Source organism: Petrimonas sp. (assembly GCF_963921705.1).
In the GTDB taxonomy this organism is placed as follows: domain Bacteria; phylum Bacteroidota; class Bacteroidia; order Bacteroidales; family Dysgonomonadaceae; genus Petrimonas; species Petrimonas sulfuriphila.
The window spans coordinates 2,391,911-2,413,331 of sequence record NZ_OY997410.1 but is presented as its reverse complement, the minus strand read 5'-3'; the positions used below and the strand labels follow the sequence as shown (position 1 = coordinate 2,413,331).

Annotated in this window: 16 protein-coding genes; 9 read left to right on the top strand and 7 right to left on the bottom strand. The window is 41.9% G+C overall.

Annotated elements, in window-relative coordinates; all coding sequences use genetic code 11:
• The first annotated feature begins 10 nt into the window (after positions 1-10).
• From AACM02_RS10000 to lpdA, 7 genes are all read left to right on the top strand, one after another.
• Positions 11-766, top strand: a complete 756-nt coding sequence (locus AACM02_RS10000; protein ID WP_286844961.1) for a PhoU domain-containing protein — start codon at positions 11-13, stop codon at positions 764-766.
• A gap of 21 nt (positions 767-787) precedes the next feature.
• Entirely contained in the window at positions 788-1,480 is a 693-nt protein-coding gene (locus AACM02_RS09995; RefSeq protein ID WP_214062481.1) for a response regulator transcription factor, read from the top strand.
• Entirely contained in the window at positions 1,477-3,225 is a 1,749-nt protein-coding gene (locus AACM02_RS09990) for an ATP-binding protein (RefSeq protein ID WP_332456747.1), read from the top strand. Before AACM02_RS09995 ends, AACM02_RS09990 begins: the two co-directional genes overlap by 4 nt.
• A 341-nt stretch (positions 3,226-3,566) precedes the next feature.
• Positions 3,567-4,562: a thiamine pyrophosphate-dependent dehydrogenase E1 component subunit alpha gene (locus AACM02_RS09985; RefSeq protein WP_339116864.1), complete on the top strand. Its 996-nt coding sequence runs from the start codon at positions 3,567-3,569 to the stop codon at positions 4,560-4,562.
• A gap of 150 nt (positions 4,563-4,712) precedes the next feature.
• A complete protein-coding gene (locus AACM02_RS09980; RefSeq protein ID WP_286855880.1) occupies positions 4,713-5,714 on the top strand; it encodes an alpha-ketoacid dehydrogenase subunit beta in 1,002 nt (333 codons plus the stop codon).
• A 12-nt stretch (positions 5,715-5,726) separates the two neighbouring features.
• Positions 5,727-6,836: a dihydrolipoamide acetyltransferase gene (locus AACM02_RS09975; protein WP_286855881.1), complete on the top strand. Its 1,110-nt coding sequence runs from the start codon at positions 5,727-5,729 to the stop codon at positions 6,834-6,836.
• 42 nt (positions 6,837-6,878) lie between these two features.
• Positions 6,879-8,579, top strand: coding sequence for a dihydrolipoyl dehydrogenase (lpdA, locus tag AACM02_RS09970; RefSeq protein ID WP_339116863.1), 1,701 nt, complete (start codon positions 6,879-6,881; stop codon positions 8,577-8,579).
• 65 nt (positions 8,580-8,644) lie between these two features.
• Here the strand turns inward: lpdA and AACM02_RS09965 are convergent, their stop codons facing one another.
• Positions 8,645-10,093: a tryptophanase gene (locus AACM02_RS09965; protein ID WP_286845307.1), complete on the bottom strand. Its 1,449-nt coding sequence runs from the start codon at positions 10,091-10,093 to the stop codon at positions 8,645-8,647.
• A 259-nt stretch (positions 10,094-10,352) separates the two neighbouring features.
• Between AACM02_RS09965 and AACM02_RS09960 the strand changes: the two genes are divergently transcribed.
• Positions 10,353-11,315, top strand: a complete 963-nt coding sequence (locus tag AACM02_RS09960) for an ROK family protein (RefSeq protein ID WP_286845308.1) — start codon at positions 10,353-10,355, stop codon at positions 11,313-11,315.
• 235 nt (positions 11,316-11,550) lie between these two features.
• Positions 11,551-12,699: a DNA-binding transcriptional regulator gene (locus AACM02_RS09955; RefSeq protein WP_339116862.1), complete on the top strand. Its 1,149-nt coding sequence runs from the start codon at positions 11,551-11,553 to the stop codon at positions 12,697-12,699.
• 64 nt (positions 12,700-12,763) lie between these two features.
• Here AACM02_RS09955 and AACM02_RS09950 read toward each other — a convergent pair whose 3' ends face one another.
• From AACM02_RS09950 to AACM02_RS09925, 6 genes are all read right to left on the bottom strand, one after another.
• Complete coding sequence (locus AACM02_RS09950) at positions 12,764-13,972, bottom strand: MFS transporter (RefSeq protein ID WP_339116861.1); 1,209 nt, start codon at positions 13,970-13,972, stop codon at positions 12,764-12,766.
• Positions 13,973-14,034: 62 nt separating this feature from the next.
• Positions 14,035-14,979: a DUF6786 family protein gene (locus AACM02_RS09945; protein ID WP_339116860.1), complete on the bottom strand. Its 945-nt coding sequence runs from the start codon at positions 14,977-14,979 to the stop codon at positions 14,035-14,037.
• A gap of 2 nt (positions 14,980-14,981) precedes the next feature.
• Positions 14,982-15,725, bottom strand: a complete 744-nt coding sequence (locus tag AACM02_RS09940; protein WP_332456752.1) for a creatininase family protein — start codon at positions 15,723-15,725, stop codon at positions 14,982-14,984.
• A gap of 12 nt (positions 15,726-15,737) precedes the next feature.
• A complete protein-coding gene (locus tag AACM02_RS09935; RefSeq protein ID WP_321716209.1) occupies positions 15,738-16,898 on the bottom strand; it encodes a M24 family metallopeptidase in 1,161 nt (386 codons plus the stop codon).
• Between the two features lie 38 nt (positions 16,899-16,936).
• Positions 16,937-19,312 carry a hypothetical protein gene (locus AACM02_RS09930; protein ID WP_286848642.1) on the bottom strand — a complete coding sequence of 792 codons (2,376 nt, stop codon included), beginning with the start codon at positions 19,310-19,312 and terminating at the stop codon, positions 16,937-16,939.
• A 93-nt stretch (positions 19,313-19,405) separates the two neighbouring features.
• On the bottom strand, positions 19,406-21,421 hold the full coding sequence (locus tag AACM02_RS09925) for an alpha-amylase family protein (protein ID WP_339116859.1): 2,016 nt from the start codon (positions 21,419-21,421) through the stop codon (positions 19,406-19,408).

Here is a 21,421-nt window from a genome sequence, read left to right as displayed (position 1 = left end):
AACTGCAATCATGGGAACGAATAACAAAGAATCCGACAACCTGTTAAGCGCGTCTGGCGTCAGTATAAAAGAAAAATACTTCAACCAATTGAACAGTGACTTCCAGCTTCTTTCTGAAATTGTATTGGAACAGTTGGCAAACACGCAACATCTTTTGACAGAAAAAAATGAAGAGCTCTTTATACTGATGAAGAAGAACGAAAAAATTATCGATTCGTTGGATATCACCATAAAAGAAAAAGTAATAAACAGCATCATGTTCTTCAATCCCGTAGCCATAGATTTGAGAAAGATTATGGCTTATTACGACATGACTATTTCCTTGGAACGTGTAGGGGATCTTATCCAAAATGTTGCCGAATCAATTAAAAAGATAGATTTCTCGCTCGATGGTTTCGATACGTATATTAAATTGATGGGGAAAATGCTTGTGCATACAGACGGAATGCTTAAAAATGCGGTGTTTTCCGTTTCGGGTTCGAGCAACCAAATGGCTTACAATACCATTTTGATGGACGATAAAGTAGACAAGATGGAACGAAAAATGGAACGCAAGCTGGCTGAAGGTTTTCAAGAAAAAGTCACTAGTTATCAAATGCTTATTAATATTGTAAATCTTAACAATATTGCTTATTACATTGAGCGTATCGGCGATAAAGCAGTAGATATGGCAGAATCAGCCATTTTTCTGTTGGAGGGAAAAGATGTCCGGCACGATAAAGAACTAAAAAAGTCATTGCCTTTTAAAACAGAAGAGGAATCTTAATAAACATCAATTTTATCAGTTATGGAAGAAAGAATTCTGGTTGTAGACGACGAAAAAGACATTTGCGATATTCTTCAGTTTAATCTTGAAAATGAAGGGTACAAAGTAGATTTGGCTAATTCGGCTGAAGAGGCATTGTCAATTCTTACCGACAGGCACGATCTGATTATTCTGGATGTTATGATGGGGGGGATGTCGGGTTTTAAAATGGCCGAGAGACTCAGAAAAGAAGGAAAGAGTGTCCCCATCATATTTCTGACGGCAAAAAACACCGAAAACGATATGCTGACGGGCTTCTCCTTAGGCGGTGATGATTATGTGTCTAAACCTTTTTCTGTAAAAGAACTGATTGCAAGGGTAAAATCGGTTTTAAAAAGAGTCCGTTTAAATAAGAAAGAGACGCAGACACTCTGGCAGCATGAGGGATTAACCATTGATATTCTTAATAACAGGGTGACCATAGATGATGTTGAAGTTACACTCACGAAAAAAGAGTTTGAAATTCTTTCGTTGTTGTCGCAAACCTCCCCGAACGTTTATACCCGCAGCGAAATCTTGAATCAGGTTTGGGGTGACAACGAGTTTGTTCTCGACAGAACAGTAGATGTGCACATAACTCGCCTCAGGAAAAAATTAGGCGAATATTCATCAATTATTGTAAATCGTTCAGGATTCGGATATTACCTGAATTCAGAGCCAAAAACGACAGAATGAGTTTCCGGCTGTCATACCGAAAAAGAATCTTGCTGTACTTCTCCGTAATCATTGCAGTTTTTACGGCGGGGATTATTTTGTTTGAACAAAAGCAAGTCCGGCACGAACGTACGAAAAGCCTTGAAAATATGCTTGACGGAAATGCCGGTTTTATTCACCGCTACATAAAAGGCCGGCATATTGTATTCCCGGATAGCATACAACGGATGGATGAATTAACAGCGTATTTATCCGATAACCTACGTTTGACTATTATTGATAAGACGGGCAGAGTAATGTATGATAATCTGCTGGACGAGAAGAGGATGACTAATCATACAGACCGTCCCGAAATTCAAAAGGCAATGGTTTCAGGTAGCGGTTCCAACATACGAATGTCGGACAGTAACCATATCCGGTATTTATATTATGCCAGGAATTACGACGGAGCATATTTTATTCGCGTTGCCTTGCCCTACGAGGTGGAAGTGAGGCCGTTTCTTAATTCCAAAAACAGTTTCATGTATTTCATCATTTTGTTTTTCATTGTATGTGCGCTGATGATGTTCTATTTTGCCAATAAATTTTCCAAATCAATTAAAGAGTTAAAGGAATTTGCGGTAAACCTGAAGAATGGTAGGCCTACAAAAACAGCGTTCGAGTTTCCCGACGATGAGGTAGGAGAGGTTAGTGCCGAGATCGTGGAGAATTACAATTTATTGAAAGAAAACCGGAAAAAACTGGCTTTGGAGCGAGAAAAACTTATTCAGCATTTTCAATTTTCCGAAGAGGGGATTGCCATTTTTTCCGAAGAACGGAAGAAAATCTACGCTAACTCCCATTTTCTGCAATTTTTGAATATTATAGCAGATAAACCCGTGTTGGAAGATGAATATTTATTTTCCGATCCTGATTTTGAAGAGATTGATGCTTTTCTAGCTTCGGCCGACCGTACTGAAAATGTGTTCTCGACGCGTATAGAAAAAAACGGTAAGCAGTTCAATATCAGGGTCATTATTTTCGAAGATAAAAATTTTGAAATTTATATCAGCGACATTACTAAGGCTGAAAAGCGACGCTTGCTCAAGCAGGAGATGACCAACAATATCGCTCATGAACTCCGGACACCGGTTACCAGTATCCGTGGTTATCTGGAGACCATACTTAACCTTGACCCCAAAGATACAGACCGTCAGCAGGTTTTTATTGATCGAGCGTATGTTCAAACCATTCGGTTATCCGAATTAATACAGGATATAAGCATGTTGACTAAAATAGAAGAGGCTGCGGACCGGTTTGTTAAAGAACCCGTTTTTATAAAATTGCTTCTTGATGAATTGAAATCTGATTTAGCCCATATATTCCTTGAAAAAAACACCACATTTACTATCGAGGTAGCGGATAGTGTGGTTATTTATGGCAGCCGCACACTCCTGTATTCCATTTTCCGAAACCTTGTGGAAAACTCCTTAGCATATGCTGGCAAGTCTATTCAGATTGTGCTTAGGTGTTACATGGAAACTGATGATGCTGTGTACTTCGAATTTCACGATAACGGAGTTGGGGTGGAGGAGAAACACCTCGTAAAGATTTTTGAACGGTTTTACAGGGTGAACGAAGGACGTACTCGTGATACCGGCGGTTCAGGCTTAGGTTTGTCTATCGTTAAAAATGCAGTGCTTTTACACAAGGGTAACATCGTAGCCAAAAATCGCCCCGAGGGTGGGTTGCTTTTTCTCATAACTTTTCCAAAAATCAAAGCATAACTGCAACAATAAATTTTATTCGATTATTACTCGTCTTAACACAATCCGAACAAGTTTGACACTACCCTTATCTGTGGGGGAAGCAATAATACTTTTGACTGGCAACGCTTATTTTAACCGAAAAATAGAAACGCAATGGTTAAATAAACTAAACGGTTTTGTAATTTAAAACAATTCTAAATAACTTTGTAGAAAAATCACAGAATCAGGATTTCAATCAACCCGCTTTATCACCGATAAAAAAATGATATGTGTTAAACAAATATCATTCAAAAAATGTTATTGTTACTGATTCAGGTAATACGAGATAGGTTTGATCCAATATTACAACTAAATATATTATGGCAAAATCTAAAAAATCAACAGCTAAACAAGAAATACCCAAGGAAAAATTACTGCACATGCATAAGTTAATGTGCGATATCCGTAATTTCGACGAAAAGGTCAATTACATGGTGAAGAGAGGCCAGGTTCCCGGGATGACGCATTTTTCGGTAGGTGAAGAAGCAGCCAATGTGGGTGCAATTGCTGCTCTGTCGGAAGGTGATTTAATTACTTCCAACCATCGCGGCCATGGGCAGACCATTGCTATGGAAATAGACCTTAACGAGATGATGGCCGAAATTATGGGAAAAGCGACAGGAACCTGTAAAGGAAAAGGAGGCTCAATGCATATAGCCGATCTGGATAAGGGAAATCTTGGTGCCAACGGAATTGTGGGGGGGGGAATGGGAATGGCTATCGGAGCTGCCCTGACACAACAAATGAAAAAAACCGGAAAGATTGTCGTCTGTTTTTTTGGTGACGGAGCGGTGAATGAAGGTACTTTTCACGAAACAATGAATATGGCATCCATTTGGAAGTTACCGGTTATTTTCTATTCCATCAATAATTTTTACGGAATCAGTACTCCTATTTCGAGCGTAATCAACATAGATTACAATTACCAGCGTGCTAGCGCCTACGGCGTCCCAGGACATCTTATCGAAGATGGAAATGATTTGTTGGCTGTTTACAACAAATTTGTCGAGCTGGTGGATTATGTCCGCAGCGGAAACGGGCCTGTCTTGGTTGAGTCACTCACGTATCGCTGGTACGGACATTCAACTTCAGACCCCGGAAAATACCGTACCAAACAGGAGGTGGATGAATGGAAGAAAAAAGACCCGATTGTCAAGTACAAAAAATATATGATGGAAAATAATCTAGCTTCCGAAGAAGAGTTGGATGATATAGACCGTAAATCCATGGACGCCGTTGAAGCGTCTGTGAAATTTGCGATGGAAAGCCCCGAGCCAACTCTGGAATCGGCTTTCGAAGATATTTTTGCAGATTAAGACTTAGGGATGCGGAATGCCGCTCCTTTACAATCAGTAACTCAAAATACAACAAAACGATACAGAGCAAAAAAGCTAACAGCAAAGGTGATTCATTGTACAGATTGACCCTAAGCCTCTGCACCAAGCTCTCAGCAACAATAATAAAAAATGGAAAACGAAACTAAAGTAATGTCTGTAAGAGATGCCATTATTTTGGCAATGTCAGAAGAAATGCGCCGTGACGAAAACGTGTTTCTTATGGGTGAAGACGTGGGTATTTTTGGTGGCGACTTCGGAACATCGGTAGGGATGCTTCAGGAATTTGGTAAGGAACGCGTTCGCGACACGCCAATTTCTGAAAATGCTATTTCCGGTTGTGCCATCGGAGCAGCCATGACCGGCCTGCGCCCCATTGTTGATGTAACTTTTATGGACTTTATTGTTTATATGATGGACAATATAGTGAATCAGGCAGCAAAAACCCGATATATGTTCGGCGGAAAAGGACAGGTACCTGTTGTGTTTCGCTGCGCGGCAGGATCGGGAGTGGGTGCCGCTGCACAACATTCGCAGTCGCTCGAAGCCTGGTTTACTCACATCCCGGGACTCAAGGTTGTTGCCCCGGGAACACCTGCCGATGTAAAAGGAATACTTAAATCCGCTATCAGGGACAATAACACCGTTATTTTCCTTGAATATAAAGCGCAATTCAACATGAAAGGAGAAGTTCCTCTCGATCCGGAATTTACCATTCCATTAGGCAAAGCCGAACTTAAACGAGAGGGCAAGGACGTAACTGTTGTTACGTATGGAAGAATGCTTGAACGCGTATTACAGGCGGCCGACCAGGTACGGGAGGCTGATGGGGTAAGCGTAGAAGTGGTTGATTTGAGAACATTGATACCGCTTGACAAAGAAGCCGTTCTTAATTCGGTGAAAAAAACCGGTCGTGTGCTGCTCGTTAACGATGCGCACAAAACCGGTGGTTTCATCGGTGAAATTGCCGCCATGATTGCCGAAAGCGATGCCTTCGATTACCTCGACGGCCGCATTCTGCGATTGGCGGCAGAAGACGTTCCCGTTCCTTACAACGCCAAACTTGAAGCAGCCATGCTACCCAGTGTTGAAAGGATTAAAAAATACATCCTCAAATTGGTTAATAAAAGGTGATAGAGGAGGTTTATGGAAGAAAGACAATTAGTTAGAGCCACTCCTGCAGCAAGATTGCTGGCTAAACGAATGAACGTGACGCTTACAAATGTGACCGGTACAGGTTATAAGGGACGCGTTCATAAAGAAGATGTTGCCGGATGGAATTTTCAGGGTAAAATTCACGTCTCGCCGCTCGCACGCAGAATTGCTGAAGAACATCACATTGATCTGAAAGGTGTCAGGGGCACCGGTCACAACGATAAAATCATGAAGGACGATGTGCTGTTGCTCATCTCTGATCCTGTATTGAAAGCCCGCCTTACCCGGAATGATTTTGCTGAAGCTACGGCAGCACCAAAAATTCTTTCGGGAATAAGTAAGCAGCTTCAGGTAATACCTGCCGATAGCAAACCCGATGTCTCTGTTAAGGTGGAAGCAGCCGTAAGTACCGAAACCGAGCCGTTGAGCATGATGCGCAAGGTAATAGCAAAACGTATGTCGGAAAGTTATTTCTCGATCCCTTCGTTTATTCAAACCTGGGAAATAGATATGGCTGAACTGCTTGAGTTACGCAAAAAATTGATGGATCCGATAAAGGAGAAAACGGATAAAAAGCTGACTGTTACCGATCTGATTTCGTTTGCTGTGGTGAAAACATTGATGAAACACAAATACATCAATGCGAGCTTGAATAACGAGGTTACCGAGATCACTTTCCACAACTACGTGAATTTAGGAATGGCGGTTGGATTGGACGAGGGATTGCTGGTGCCGGTAGTGAAAAATGCCGATAAAATGTTGCTCAGCGAACTGGTAGTAGCTTTGAAAGACGTTACCGAACGCACATTTTCGAAAAAGTTGCTGCCCGATGAACAAACGGGAAGTACATTTACCATCAGCAACTTGGGAATGTATGGCGTGGAACATTTTACGGCAATCATCAATCAGCCGAATGCAGCCATTTTAAGCGTCTCATCGACAAAAGATACCCTTGTGGTCCGCAACGGTGAGGCCGTAATCCGTCCGGTAATGAAAGTCAGCCTTACCAGTGATCATCGCATCATTGACGGACTTACAGCGGCAAAATTCATGACGGACCTGAAGCAACTGCTTGAAAATCCGTTAACATTATTAATTTAACGTTTGAGGTTTACTTAAAACTCATAACTCATAACTCAAAACATGGCATACGAAATTATAATGCCCAAAGCGGGAATCGACATGACCGAAGGGCAAATTGTAAAGTGGTTAAAAAAAGAAGGAGATCCTGTGACTCAAGGTGAAATTATCCTCGAAATCATGACCGATAAAACAAGTATGGAACTTGAAGCCGAGGCAACAGGCGTGCTCCTTAAAATTCTCCGTCACGACGGAGATACTGTTCCGGTAACGGAAGTTATCGGTTATATCGGACAAGAAGGCGAGGAAATTGTTCCGCAGGCATATGAAGAGGAGAAACCGGTTGAAGAAGAGGCTGCTGACAAATCAATGACAAGGCTCGAAGATTCATACAATGTGATCGTCATTGGTGGCGGACCTGCTGGATACGTGGCTGCTATCCGTGCTGCACAACAGGGGGCAAAAGTGGCCATTGTGGAAAAAAAAGAATTTGGAGGAACGTGTCTTAACTTGGGATGTATTCCGACGAAAGCATATCTCAAAAGTGGTGAAATTATCGAGGGTATGGAGATGGCTGCTTCACGTGGAATCATTTTTGAAAGCGTTAAGTACAAAATAGATATGCCTCGGGTGGTTCAGCACAAAAACTCGGTGGTGAAAAAGCTGACAAGCGGTGTAGAAGCATTGCTGAGAAGCAACAAAGTGGACATTTTCAAAGGAGTTGCCCGAATCAATAAAAACAAAGATGTGGTAGTGGATGATTCCACGGTGATAAAAGGTGACAAAATTATTCTAGCGGGAGGGTCAAAAGTATCCAGAATAAACATTCCGGGTATTGATAATCCGAATGTATTAACCAGTGATGATTTGTTGGCGCTGGACGTACTGCCGGAAACGCTGGCGGTGATTGGCGGAGGTGTTATCGGTATAGAGATGGCTCAGGCATTTGAGGCGCTCGGAACAAAAATAACCGTTATCGAGATGATGGACAGGATTATTCCGTCAGTGGACGCTGAAGCGTCGGCATTACTTACCAAGTTGCTGAAAAAGAAGAACGTGAAAATAATGACTTCTACCAAGATTACTGAGCTTGCCGATAAAAAAGGCAAGGTGGAAGTTAAAATTGAAGGAGGAGAATCGGTCATTGCTGATAAGGTCCTGATTTCTATCGGACGCTTACCGGATACCGAAGGGATGGGAGATATTCAGTTTGAAATGGAGCGCGGCCGGATCAAGGTTGACAAATATATGGAAACCAGTGTGAAAGGCATTTATGCACCCGGCGATGTGAATGCTATAAAGATGCTAGCGCATGTAGCATTTCGCATGGGTGAAGTGGCAGCTGATAATGCTGTAAAAGGCAATCATCGCGAACTTAAATTGCATTCCGCTCCTTCGGTAGTTTATACCCATCCCGAAGTGGCTATGGTTGGTCTTACGGAAGAACAGGCACGCGAGAAATACGACGTTCGTATTGGCCGTTTTGATTTTGCTGCCAACGGCCGGGCTATGGCATCCGGTGATAATGTTGGTTTTGTGAAAGTGATCGCCGACAGCAAATATGGCGAGATTCTTGGTGTGCATATTGTAGGTCCCGCGGCAGCTGAAATCATTAACCAGGCATCGTTGCTTATGGAAATGGAAATCACCGTGGACGAAGTAATCAAAACTATATACGGACACCCTACCTATTCAGAAGCACTTTTTGAAGCCTGTGCAGATGTTCTAGGCGAGGCTGTACATATTGTTAAAAAACAGAAGTAGTTTTGTATAAAAACTGACAAATATTAAGAGGCCGTCTCATGACGGCCTCTTTTTTCTCAAATTCTTCACAAGCTTTCTCCAAAATCTTCCTTGAATTTGGAAATAAGCCTTTGTGGCCAATCGTTAACAGGCTCCAGCCCTCCCATAAAGAAACGAAGAACAGGCGGTTCGTAAACGAATTTTAATCCACCGATAAGTTCACGGTTGTCATTCAGCCAGGTAACCCGGTCGATAACGTATTTTATCTGTGATAACGTGAATACACGACGTGGAACGGCAAGCCGGACTAACTCCATGTCGGCGTATGTTTCGTTTCCGTACTCGTCGCGTTGGTTGGAAACCGAGCCGCGTTCCATTCCCCGGATTCCGGATATCAGAAACAAGGCTGCAGCAAGCGATCCGGCAGGATACTGCGTTTGAGGAATATGGGAACAGAGTTCCATAGCATTCACGTGTGCACCGAGTACGCCGGCAGGCTTCAGCATGGGTACTCCGTTTTTATCCAGTTCATCCACCAGGTAACGGATAAAGTCGGGACTTTGACAAATCATGGTTTCATCCAACGTTTCGTATAATCCGACTGCCATTGATTCAATTTCACGTACCGATATGCCACCGTAAGTCAAAAATCCTTCATAAAGGGGAACAAGTGCCTCGAGCTCCTTGTAAATCACTTCGCTGTTGGTGCAGATACCTCCACCGCGCGAAGAACTTAGCTTCCGTGCCGAAAAATAGACAATATCTGCCAGCTCGGTCATTGTTTTTAGAATATCCGCCATAGACGTTTCATTAAACTCTTCTTCCCGCAATTTTACCAGGTAAGCATTTTCACCCAATAAGCTGGCATCCAGCACTAAACGGATATTGTATTTATCTGCAATAGCCCTCACATCGCGTAGGTTTTGAATCGAAAATGGTTGCCCGCCAATCAGGTTGGTGGAAGCTTCCATGCGGATAAACGGAACGTTTTTTGAACCGTGCCGGATAATGTTCTCTTCCAGTTTTTCGATGTTCATGTTGCCTTTAAACGGATGATCAGAATTCATCACATACCCTTCATCGTAAAGCAGTTCCACGATGCGGCCACCACACTCGGTTATATGTGCCAAAGTAGTGGTGAAGTGATAGTTCATCGGAATCAGGCTCCCTTGCTTGATGTATGCTTTTGATAAAATATTTTCGGCTGCACGGCCTTGATGAACCGGCAGGTAATGTTTTTTCCCCAGAACGTCTTCTACAGCTTTCTTTAACCGGTAAAAACTTTGTGATCCGGCATATGCATCATCTGCCTGCATCATCGCAGCCATCTGATTGTCGCTCATAGCATTGGTTCCGCTGTCGGTAAGCATGTCCAGAAATACATCTTTCGTGTTTAGTCTGAAAGTGTTAAATCCACCTTCTTCCAATGCTTCCAGTCGACGTTCAATAGGTACTAAATGTAGTTTCTGCACAACACGCACTTTGTGCAATTCCAACGGGATATTCTCTCCGTTATAAAATTTAATTTCCTGCATAATAATTGTTTATTTTGTTTTGTAAAGATAAAAGTCTGAATTCCTCTAATCGGTCAAAATCTAATGTGAAAAACTGTCGTTTTGGCAAAACGATCTGCAAAGATATGTCAAATTATAAAATCATTACCCATTATTTGAGTTTAATTTAAAAAAAGCGGGTCGCTTGTATTTTTTTTAACGATTTCAAGTAAGGATGACAAATTAATCGTATATTTGCGAGTACAATTAATCTCATTGAATAACATTTAAACAGAAACTCATGGATAAACCTTATGTAATAGGTATAGATGTCGGCGGTACAAATACGGTTGTGGGTATCGTTGATAAGAGGGGACAGATTTTACGTAGCGGAAGTCTGAAAACGGCTAAGCATGCTGAAGTGGAAGACTACTTGAATGAATTGAGCCAAGTGATTGAAGATGTGATCAAGGATATTGCCACTAAAGATCAAATCAAAGGAATTGGAGCCGGAACACCCAACGGCAACTATTTCACCGGAAGTATCGAATTTGCTCCCAACCTTCGTTGGAAAGGAGTTATTCCGTTTGCACAAATGCTGGAAGACAGAGTAGGTATTCCCGTGGCGCTTACCAACGATGCCAATGCGGCAGCCATCGGTGAAATGACATACGGAGCAGCCCGCGGAATGAAAGACTTTATTGTAATCACTCTCGGAACCGGTGTAGGAAGTGGGATTGTGGTGAACGGACAAATGGTGTACGGCCACGATGGCTTTGCAGGTGAACTTGGACATGTAATCATGCGGCGCACGAACGGAAGAGTGTGTGGTTGCGGAAGATCGGGATGCTTGGAGGCATATACCTCAGCAACGGGAGTAGCCCGTACTGCACGTGAATACCTGGAGCTTCAACACGACGCAAAAACTCAGTTGCGTAACATCCCCATTGATGACATCACTTCCAAAGATGTCTTTGATGCGGCTATGGCAGGCGATGAAATGGCCAAAGAAATATTCCGTTTTACCGGTGAAATGTTAGGTGAAGCATTTGCTGATTTTGTAGCGTTCTCAAGCCCTGAAGCCATTATCCTTTTTGGAGGATTGGCGAAAGCCGGTGATCTAATTATGAACCCAATCCGCGAATCAATGGAAAGAAACCTGTTGCCCATTTTCAAAAACAAAGTGAAATTGATCTTCTCTGAACTCAAGGAAAGTGATGCAGCGGTACTTGGCGCCAGCGCACTGGGTTGGGAAGTGAGATGATTTTATACAGACTACAGATTATAAACCGTCTCAGGAATGAGGCGGTTTTTTTCTTTTGTTTTCATCCTTCATGGCTCTGCAACGAATCATTTTTGTGAAAGAGCCGAGATTTATTTACATTTGCATAAGATCTATGCAGGAAAGTATAACTAACGATCTCGGAAAAAAGAAAAAGAAGGTTTAATTTTATCCTTAAAAACAACGTGAAATTTTTTATTAACCCTATTTAAAAAACGTGATTAAAGTATTGGTCCTAATAGATTACTCAACTGAGTTCAGCCGCCGTTTCCTGGATGGGTTAATCCAATATGCTCAGGAAATGGGACAATGGAGTTTTTATCGCCTTCCTGTTTACTATAAAAACATCCATGGAGAAGAAGGCGTAATAGCGTGGGCTCAAAAGTGGGAGGCCAATATTATTATAGCCCAATGGAATTACATGAGTTTGGAATCGCTTCAGAAGTTACAGATACCGGTTTTTTTACAAAACTACAAAGAGGAAGGCAAATGTTTTTCAAATATTACAGGCGATTACACTGGGATGGGGGCGATGGCTGCGAAGTTTTTTATTCAAAGGCGTTATAATAATTTTGCTTTCTACGGAAATAAAGGATTTATCTGGTCAAGAGAAAGAGCCGAGGGTTATAGGCGTGAAATTGAAAAAATTAAAGGAAATTATTATTACTTCGAGAGTGAAGATTTGAATGATAAGCAATGGGAGCACACGCACACCCAATTGGAAGATTGGCTGATTTCTCTGCCGAAGCCGGTTGCAATTTTCGCATGCGACGATAGTTTTGCCATACAGATATCGGAAATTTGTAAATTAAACAATATAAACATCCCTAAAGAAATTGCTCTTTTAGGAGTAGACAACGATAGATTAATTTGTAATTTATCCGATCCTCCAATCTCTTCCATTATACTGGACGCTGAAAAGGGAGGATATGAACTGGGCAGAAAGATTCATGAGACGTTACAGGAGAATAATCCAAAGCCGTTCAGTATTTGTATTAACCCTTTAGGAATTGAATTGCGAAAATCTACAGAGAACTATAATGTTAAAGATAAATATATCCTGGAAATTGTGAAATACCTTCAAAAGAATTTTGATTCGGCAATAAAAATAGATAAATTAACTTCTTTAGTGCCTCTTTCCCGCAGGAGTATAGAAAGTAAGTTCAAAAATGAAATGGGAATTTCGCTCTACCAGTTTATTCTTAATTTAAGAATAGAACATTTTACTTTTTTGTTAACCACGACAAATTTATCCATATCCGACATAATTTTTAAATCCGGATTTAATGATTATTCGAACGTTTTCAGGTTGTTTAGAAAAATAAAAGGCTGTACCCCGGTAGAATACCGTAAAAGATTTATGTGATTACTTTCCTCCTGGTAAGCAACTTTACAAATTTTCGTCAAGACAAGTAATTCAATCCATATAATCAGGCTTGTTTTGTCCGTATTTTACTTCCCCACAGTGCATAATACATAATAAATAGGTAAGCCGGTAATCCTATGGCATAAGCCATTTGATAAGAAAAGTGTTGTGCAAAATACCCAAAGATCAACGGAATAATGCCCGCACCCACAATCCCGGTTACCAATAACGCAGAACCCGATTTGGTGAACTTTCCTAAGTCGGCAATAGCTAAGGGCCATATAGCAGGCCACAACAAAGCGTTCGCGAGCCCCAATAAAGGTATTAAGTAGATAGAAATAGTAGAAGGCAATATAAGAATGGTTATGCTCACAATAATTCCTAATATGGTAGATGCAAGCAATGCCTGCGTCTGACTTATATATTTTGGGATAAAAATCATCCCTACCAAATATCCTACTATCATGGCAAACGAAACAAACCACACATAGTTATGTGGGGAAGACAATCCCAATATATTGGCATAATCATTTATTGTTCCTAAAGCCAGGTATTCCACTCCCACCGTAAAAAATATGGCCACAACTCCTAAAAGCAAATGTGGAAACTGCCATACACTTGTTTTTGTAGAAGAATAAGAATTCTGTATTTCTCCTGTTTCTGTTTCTTCTCCTATAGCTTTTACTTCAGGCAGAGGAGAAAAATAATAGATAATTCCCATTACAGACATTACGGCTGCAATGATATAAAACGGAGTAATAATGTCGGTTATCCTTACATTGCTCAAATCCATAAAAACAGCCAAAATAAAAGATGCGGCAGCATAAAATATTTTCGCACAAATCCCCATGAATGAAATTCTTGATGCTGCACTTTCAGGTGATCCTATAATGGAGACATAGGTGCTGTAAGCACCTGTCAGCAGTGCTTGTCCCAAACCATTGATGAAGAGGGCCAATAAAAACAAGGAAAAGTTTACCGTTTTAGCTGAAGGCACAATAATGAGAAAACCTACAGCCATCAGTATAAGTGCAATGACCATTCCGCCTTTATAACCTGCTTTTTTTAAAATATTGCCTGCTACGCCACCAAAGACCAGGTAAGCCGAAAATGTAGCCAGCATGATCAAGTATGACATTGCTGTGGTAACATGAAATGCCTGTTTTACAAAAGGAATAAAAAAAGCATTAACTCCCAGTGCAAAACCCAATATAGCATTCATCGAACCCACCAGGAGTAACGGTACAATGATGTTTTTTTTATCTACTTTCATTCTTAATATGTTATTAATTGAGCTTTTGTATGTTTATCGCTGTACATACGGAATCTAAATCATTAATAATCTGTAACTATGTATTCTGTTAAAATATCGACACTCATTTCTATACCGGGTGTTAGTGTATCGGGACATCTACCGCAACCTTCTATCTCCATGAATCCGGAGGGGTCGCAATAAACACTCAATTTGACCCCTTTGGCTGAAGGAGTTTTATCGGGAGAAATATCCGCAATATCAATATATTGATGTTTCGATGCAACGTTCAACACGCTGCGCTTTACCCTGAACTTTTCACCGGGAAGGTATTCCATCCAATCTACTTTTTCACTTAACCCCAACTGAAACCTTTGATCCGTTTCTGTGTTGACAATCAGTCGGCCATCTTCAATAAAACGCTGCTGTTTACTGGAGTTGTACAAGTCCCAAACATTTTCTTCATCAGAAACAGGTATTACGACTCTGCCTCTTTCACCAGAATCGAACTGGCACAACGACCAGGGCGCTAACATAAATTCTCCGTTGTTGATCGTCTTTTTTCCCACGTATCGAATAAGTTCGGTAACGTTTTGTCTGAAAACATGCTGATCTGTTTCAATCTTTACGTGTCTTTCAAATTCACACGGAAGGCCTGTTTGTTGGTTATTTATCAAATCAATTTCAGCCCTTAAGACCGTTTTGTCCTCTTCTGATAAAATAACTTCCCACACTGCTCCAGTAACAGATGGTGGAACCCGCCAGTTTCCTGTTGGGTATTCATAACCTAACGTTGTCCCTTCGGGGGCGGGCCAAAGCGCGTCGCCCCCAGGGTTTTGATATGCATTTTTATTGGAACGTTTTTCAATGGCCGAGGGCTGAACCCTGTTTAAAACTTGTCCGTTTACAATCGTGAACAACCGTCCTTCCAGATCCAATGCGGCTATCACGCCATTTTCCATATTACCGGTAAGGTGCCAACGTCGATAAGACTTGTTCAGCAGTTCAGTTAACTCAATTCCGGTCATTTTTATTTGCTTAATCTTTTCTTTAAATCTGTCAAGATAAAGGCCTTTGCCTTATTCGCATATTCCATGTTAGCCTTGGGTGCGTGTTGTGCATACCAATATTTGTCGTCGAAACGCTTCATGTCGACTCCTTCGGGAGCAAAAGCCATCATAAGTGAGGTCTCTTGTTCACCGGCATGATCAATCGGCCACTGTGCCTGTGCCTCGGCACTCATAAAGGGTTCTACCCGAATCCAACTGAACGGGTCCGTTCCCGCATCATGTTCTGCGTAGTAATTGGCAGAGGCCTTGTCTTCTCCCCACCAGCCATCCCCTTTTTCCCGGTCGAGAAAAGCGAAAATTTCCTGCTTGGCGGCCAGCCTGAATGCTAAATCGTTTGGCATACCGCTCGCGAAGTTTTCACTTTGATGGTGATAAAACAAATTTATATTGCGGAAACCAATTCGCAACAGGTTGTAAAATAATTGCCGTGCAAAGGTGTTGAGTACGCCTGAATCAATGTGCATGCCTCCCTTGCGTTCAGGCCCGGATACGGCATAAGATCCTGCGCCGAACCAAAAAGGCGGTAAAATAATCACCTCCATTTCTTTCTCCAACATTTCCAACGCACCTTGTACAACTAATGTATCTACACCTGTGCAAAGATGTTCGGCATGATATTCTATAACACCTAACGCCATAACTACCGGAGTATTCTCATCAATAGACTTTCGGATTTGATCCGGAAACATATATTCGTAACGCATATTTTTTATTGTTTAAAGTTCAATGTATTTCATAAATTTAGAGGACATCATTTCTACACCGCCATCTTTAACAATGACTCCGTTTTCCCACCTTAAGCCAAAATCTTTATCGTAGAAAAAAGTATCGATTTGAAAAGTCATATTTTTCTGCAATAGATATTCGGAAGTCGATTCCATCCAGGGGCGCTCTACTTCCATCATGCCGATAGCATGACACGGGCCGTAAAGAAGATATTGGCCAAAACCTTGATTCTTTACCCAATTCTCGTAGTCATTGACAACTTGTCCGGCAGGCTTTCCTGCAGCAATCATACCTATGGTTTTTTTGTGAGCTTCTAACCCAAATTCTATTAAACGTCTTTTTCGCTCGGGCAACGGCCCGATGGAGAACGGCAAACCCACGCTGGATGAATAGCCACTGACTCTTGCGCCTATATTAAGTTGTATTACTTCATTTTCTACGATTGTATTGTGTCCCGGTCTCGAGATAGCATTGTTGGTAGACTCTCCGCAAAAGCAGTAAAGGGAGTGTCCTTCATATTCTCCCCCGTGTTTATATATCTCACGTTGGGCAATTCCAATGACCTGGAGTTCCGTCATACCCGGTTTTATCTCGTTCAATATAGCTTCCACAGCAAGTTCCGATATCTGGTACGCCTTCCTCATGCATGCGAGTTCATTTTCACTTTTTACGAACCGAAGGGGCCAAAGGGTCATGTCTGCTTTTACGATTTCTACGTTAGGAAGCTGCTCTTTTAGGGAGGTATATACGGGTAGGGGAGTAATAGCCCATCCCACGATGCCTAATTTACGAATGTGTTGCAAATCGTATTTCTCCAACAAATCTTTGTATGTAATAAAAGACATCCCAGGCGCGTCCGGCTCAGCTGATTCGCGGTATTCTATCAACTTTTCAATATTTTTGAAAAAACTTCTCTGAGACGCGTATAAATCACTTTCGGGGCCAACTAACAATATTGCTTCTCCCTGTGCCGGTACAAATACCGCAGCTGTTTCAAACACGGGCCAGTACTCACTCAAATACCTGACGAATGCCATGTCTGATTCTGTGGCATGTACTAAACAGGCGTCTAAGCCTTCTTTTTTGATGTTTGCCTGAAACTTCCTGATTCTTTCTTTAAATTCACTTGTTGGGATTGTTGTTGTGTTCATAATACAGTTTTTTTTCATTAATAATTTTGTTATAAAGTTTATCGAATGTTTTCTTTTCTGACTTTAGGCAACTGGTACAATAAGGTGTCTTTCAAAACCAAAAGTTTCTCTTTTAATGAGTATGGGGTATAGACATAATCCTGCTCAAACTGAAAACCCATACGGGAATCTCTAGTTGTGGCCAATAAGGAGAGTTCAGTCCGTTCGATCTCGTCTTTTACAATATTTTCCATTCTATCAAGGATCTCCTGAATAGCTTCTTTTTCTTTTTCTTTTACTAGCTTCATCCGGAGATCTTCAAATTCAAGGATAGCGTAGTCGCTTTGCATCATTCGTTGTAGTTGTTCAGCCACAATTACTTCTCTTACCGCTTCTCTGCGTTTAGCCTCAGGACTGTTAATTGCGGCAGACCTGTATAAAGTCAATCCCCTTTCCATTTCATCAATGGCTTTTTTTAGATAATTAAGGAAAAGGGGCAGAATCTTTGTTTCATTTGTAGCGACAATACCTGTTGCATTTCTGGCATATTGTTCTGCTCTATTTACCTGATTCGAAAAATCGGGGAAGAATACCATACGGGAAACGGTAAACGGCCAGTAAGGGTTGAGATCTGGATCATTTTTTGCCGGATCTGACCATGAATAGGTAAAAGTTGCTGTTCTTACTGGGGGTACCTGGAAAAATATAGGGTTTCCAATAGCATTGTTAGTGCCCATATTAGGCCCGGTGTCGGGAACAAGACGGATAGCCCTGCTAAAATGTTCCCATGCTTTTAATACCTGTTCCTGCTGATTTTTTCCAAAAATTACCGTAGCCGTTTGATTCAAAAGTGTCTCAAAAGAAGGATAATCTGTCCAACAAGTCCATGCACGAAGCTTACTTAAAAAATTGGGTTTGTAACCGCTGCTCCAGCTCTCCAACGTTCCGTTCACACCTAGTCTTTCCAACGCCTTATAACGGTCATGCCATTGATAAGGACAGGGCAGATAAGGTATTGTTCCGTATTGCCAACTGGCAAAGGTGTCTACTTTAGAGAAGACCCTCATGTTACGATTTTTGGCTTCCTCTATTTGTGCTTCCGTCACTTCGGCCGGGCCAATTTGATTTAAGGAATAATCACGCAAATATCCCTGCATGCCGTCTATTTCAAAACTTTTTCCATTTTCCCAGGTGAGCATGGGGGTGGTGTTCTCAGGGAGTTGTTGAATGAAATAGCGCTTTATTTCCGTATTTTGGGGACGAAAATCGATATTGTATTCCCATGGAAGTATTTCTATGGCCGGGTTCATTTTATGACACTCTTCTTCGACTATTCCCACAGCATACGACCAGTTTTTAGCCCAATCCTGAAGGTACTCCTTACTTGCACCGTGGCCTCCCCCCCATTTTTTGTACCAGAATCCCTCCGTTAAGAGGATGTATCCGTTGATTTCAGGAAATTCCCGGACAATATCGCGTACCAGTCTACGCAATTCCGCTTCGCTTTCTTCGGTTCCCAAGTATTGGAAAATGATCTGCGTGTAAACTTTCAAGCCGTATTTGGAAGCTCGTTTAATCAGATCTCTTATTTTTGCAGGATCTTGTTTACGCACTCCGTACATCAGGCGTGCGTAAAAATCGGTAGAATTATCGGCTGTTGTCCGGTCTCCATTCGGGTTGGTATATACACCGGCAAAAATACCGTCAAAGCCGTCATGAACAAGATGGGACAAAAGTGCATCAGGCCATTCCATCCATCCCATCCACGATAGAACCATGCGCGTATGGTATAAACTGTGGCGAACTGTTTTTAAGTTGTTGGGTAAAAAAGGAGCTTCACGAAGATTCATTCTTGCTTCCAGGTTATAAAGGCCGAACATTGTTCCTTGTTCGTCATAACCACACACAACAATACGACGAGGAGTTACCTGTATTTCGTAATCTTTGGGGTTTTTAAGGGTTAACCCGCATCCGGGAAGCTGCTCTCTCGTTCCTGCAACAATACATTGACTTAATTTCTTCCAGTCATTCAAGGTGACCCTTTCTTCGAATTCTATTGCCACACCGTGTGAAATAACCATATAATCCTGAAAATCTTGAACGGCGGTTAAGGTGACAATACCTGCCTGTTTCAAGTAAACCAGTTTCCACCCGTGATTGAGAATGGTCATCTCATCCTTTTCCGCCGAGGTGCTCTTGTCCCTTCTCCATACATGCACAGGAGCCGTTGAAAGATGTTTGTGGTAGTCATACGATTCTTCCACAGCAAGGCGTTCAACCTCTGAAAGGAAAGGGGTTACGTTTCTGTTTTTTATGGTGTTTTCTGTGGAAATATCACTCTTTTCAGCAAAGCCCATAGTGGGTGAAACAGTCATTCCGACGAGGCCGGTAGTGCTTGTAATTAAAAAATTTCTACGGGTAAAATTTTTTCTCATTTTTTTGATTGTATTTACATATACGTATTCGAATACCTTTAAAGAGAGATCTGTTTATTACCAGAAGTGCATGTTTATTATAAAAATATTTGTTTATTCTTCGATAACCAGCAGAGAGTATCCTTTGCTTTTAGGTACGTTGATATGGACATAATCACCTTCAAGGGTATAAGACAGCCTCACCTTTTCGGGTGCCAGGTAGATGTTCTTGAAATTTCTATCATCGTGGCGAAGGGATAGGGTTATGTTGTCAAGTTCAATGGGTTCTTCGATCATTTGCGTATTTCCCCTCATCTCGGGCAGATAAGAAAGCAAATGCACCATTCTTCTTTTGGGTTGTTCCGTGACAAAAACCCGGGAGAATGACGGTAAATTTTTTGTCTTTACTAACGGTTTGGCAAGAAACCGGTCGAGCACGTTGGAAAAGACTGTTCTTAACTCCACGGATGCCTTATCGTAATACCCGGAGAATATACGGTGGCTGAAATGGGCCACCTGCCCGTTAATTGTAAGCGCCGGCTTCTCCGTCACCTTGTCTGGCGGATTATAATAGAAAGCATATTCCCCATCCCAATCCCGGTTATGATATGGTTTTACAAGACGTGCCTCCGTTCTTGTTTTACCGGAGGCTTCCACTTCAATGCCGTTGGAGTATAAAGAGAGCGGCATGTCCGGCAACCCTTCATTACAATTTTCCCCTACGGTAAAATAAGCCGGATCAAACAGATTTTCTCCTAAAAATTTGATGCCCCATTCCTGTTCGAGCACAAAATGTCTCTTCTCCGGATCAAGGCCGGAGAACCCCGTTGAAATGACCGCCTTTCCTTCATTGACGTGTTTCTTCACGCGTCTTGCCGTTTCCTCGTCAAAGAGAATGTCGTCGGGAAAGATCAGCACCTTGTACTTGCTCCAGTCCGATGCCAGCGTCACCACATCGAACTGCTGCTTCAATTCGCTCAACATGCGCACCGCGCTTTTGAGTTGTCTGTCGCCCCGTATGTTTGCAATTTTCTTTGGATAGACGATGGCTATTTCAGTTATGTTCTTGGCGTTGTCGAACCAGGGTTCCATGGTCTGGAGTTCCCTGTATATTCTTTCCACCCTGTCAAGGACGGCATTCTCGAGATCCCCCCTGGGGTGAAAATGGCCTCCGATATTGGGACGCATCCCGTTGGCCAACCCGTAAAGCAACTCCGACTTGATGGCTTCCCCGGGACGTAATCCTCCAAAATCCCCCCAATCGTAAAACCGGCCCGTCATATTCAAAACCGGATAGTCGCCCAGCGTCCTTAAATAGTGAGATAAAACCGGTAAGTATTCATATCCCCATGCGCCGGCAGGAAGGCATTCTACTTCAAAGTAAGTACTGAATTTACTCTGTTCCTCGTAACCGGGATTGTTGTGGTATATTAATAAATTAGGATTTATTTTCGTTGCCGCTTTGTAAATATCTTCAGCTAATCTCAGTGCGGAGAATTCCGAAAATTTTGTTACTTCGTCCAGATTGTTCCAATCAATTCCCTTTTCTTTCATTTCCTTTACGCAAACAGGGCAGACGCAAGGGAAATTCTGAAGGCAATCAATAAAGAAGCCGGACACCGGATAATTTCGTGCGATCTCTTCTACCATGGCAATTAAATGATCTCTGTAAGCGGTATTGTAGCACATGGTTCGTACGTAAGGCGTAAAACGTGGCTCACGATATTCGCGGCCGTCAAAATACAGAGTCGTCCACTCTCTGTGTTTTAATCCCTCAGCACTACTTATTCCCCCATTCAGATATGCCGTAAGAGCAATCCCTTTCCGATTGCATGCATCTGCAAGCTGCCCGAAAAGATCATATTTTAGAGAAGGGTGTTTTATGCCAATCTTTGTATCGTAATAAGCCATTCCCAAATTACAGCGGGCGTGGAATGTCAGGTAATCTACTCCACAGGCTTTGATCCTATCAGTAAATGCCTCTACATCAAAATTTTCTCCTACATCCGGGATTGCAGGCATAGTATGATTATCGTAAAACAGACAATACTTAGGCGTATGAATTTTGCCCTGCGGATAAACCAGAAAGGGTAGGACAAGGTAAATAACAAAAGGAATGATTTTCTTCAT

What these genes read in the sequence shown, in the direction of transcription:
- AACM02_RS10000 (WP_286844961.1), top strand. Translation starts at nt 11, where the DNA reads ATGGGAACGAATAACAAAGAATCCGACAACCTGTTAAGCGCGTCTGGC.
- AACM02_RS09995 (WP_214062481.1), top strand. Translation starts at nt 788, where the DNA reads ATGGAAGAAAGAATTCTGGTTGTAGACGACGAAAAAGACATTTGCGAT.
- AACM02_RS09990 (WP_332456747.1), top strand. Translation starts at nt 1,477, where the DNA reads ATGAGTTTCCGGCTGTCATACCGAAAAAGAATCTTGCTGTACTTCTCC.
- AACM02_RS09985 (WP_339116864.1), top strand. Translation starts at nt 3,567, where the DNA reads ATGGCAAAATCTAAAAAATCAACAGCTAAACAAGAAATACCCAAGGAA.
- AACM02_RS09980 (WP_286855880.1), top strand. Translation starts at nt 4,713, where the DNA reads ATGGAAAACGAAACTAAAGTAATGTCTGTAAGAGATGCCATTATTTTG.
- AACM02_RS09975 (WP_286855881.1), top strand. Translation starts at nt 5,727, where the DNA reads ATGGAAGAAAGACAATTAGTTAGAGCCACTCCTGCAGCAAGATTGCTG.
- lpdA (WP_339116863.1), top strand. Translation starts at nt 6,879, where the DNA reads ATGGCATACGAAATTATAATGCCCAAAGCGGGAATCGACATGACCGAA.
- AACM02_RS09965 (WP_286845307.1), bottom strand. Translation starts at nt 10,093, where the DNA reads ATGCAGGAAATTAAATTTTATAACGGAGAGAATATCCCGTTGGAATTG.
- AACM02_RS09960 (WP_286845308.1), top strand. Translation starts at nt 10,353, where the DNA reads ATGGATAAACCTTATGTAATAGGTATAGATGTCGGCGGTACAAATACG.
- AACM02_RS09950 (WP_339116861.1), bottom strand. Translation starts at nt 13,972, where the DNA reads ATGAAAGTAGATAAAAAAAACATCATTGTACCGTTACTCCTGGTGGGT.
- AACM02_RS09945 (WP_339116860.1), bottom strand. Translation starts at nt 14,979, where the DNA reads ATGACCGGAATTGAGTTAACTGAACTGCTGAACAAGTCTTATCGACGT.
- AACM02_RS09940 (WP_332456752.1), bottom strand. Translation starts at nt 15,725, where the DNA reads ATGCGTTACGAATATATGTTTCCGGATCAAATCCGAAAGTCTATTGAT.
- AACM02_RS09935 (WP_321716209.1), bottom strand. Translation starts at nt 16,898, where the DNA reads ATGAACACAACAACAATCCCAACAAGTGAATTTAAAGAAAGAATCAGG.
- AACM02_RS09930 (WP_286848642.1), bottom strand. Translation starts at nt 19,312, where the DNA reads ATGAGAAAAAATTTTACCCGTAGAAATTTTTTAATTACAAGCACTACC.
- AACM02_RS09925 (WP_339116859.1), bottom strand. Translation starts at nt 21,421, where the DNA reads ATGAAGAAAATCATTCCTTTTGTTATTTACCTTGTCCTACCCTTTCTG.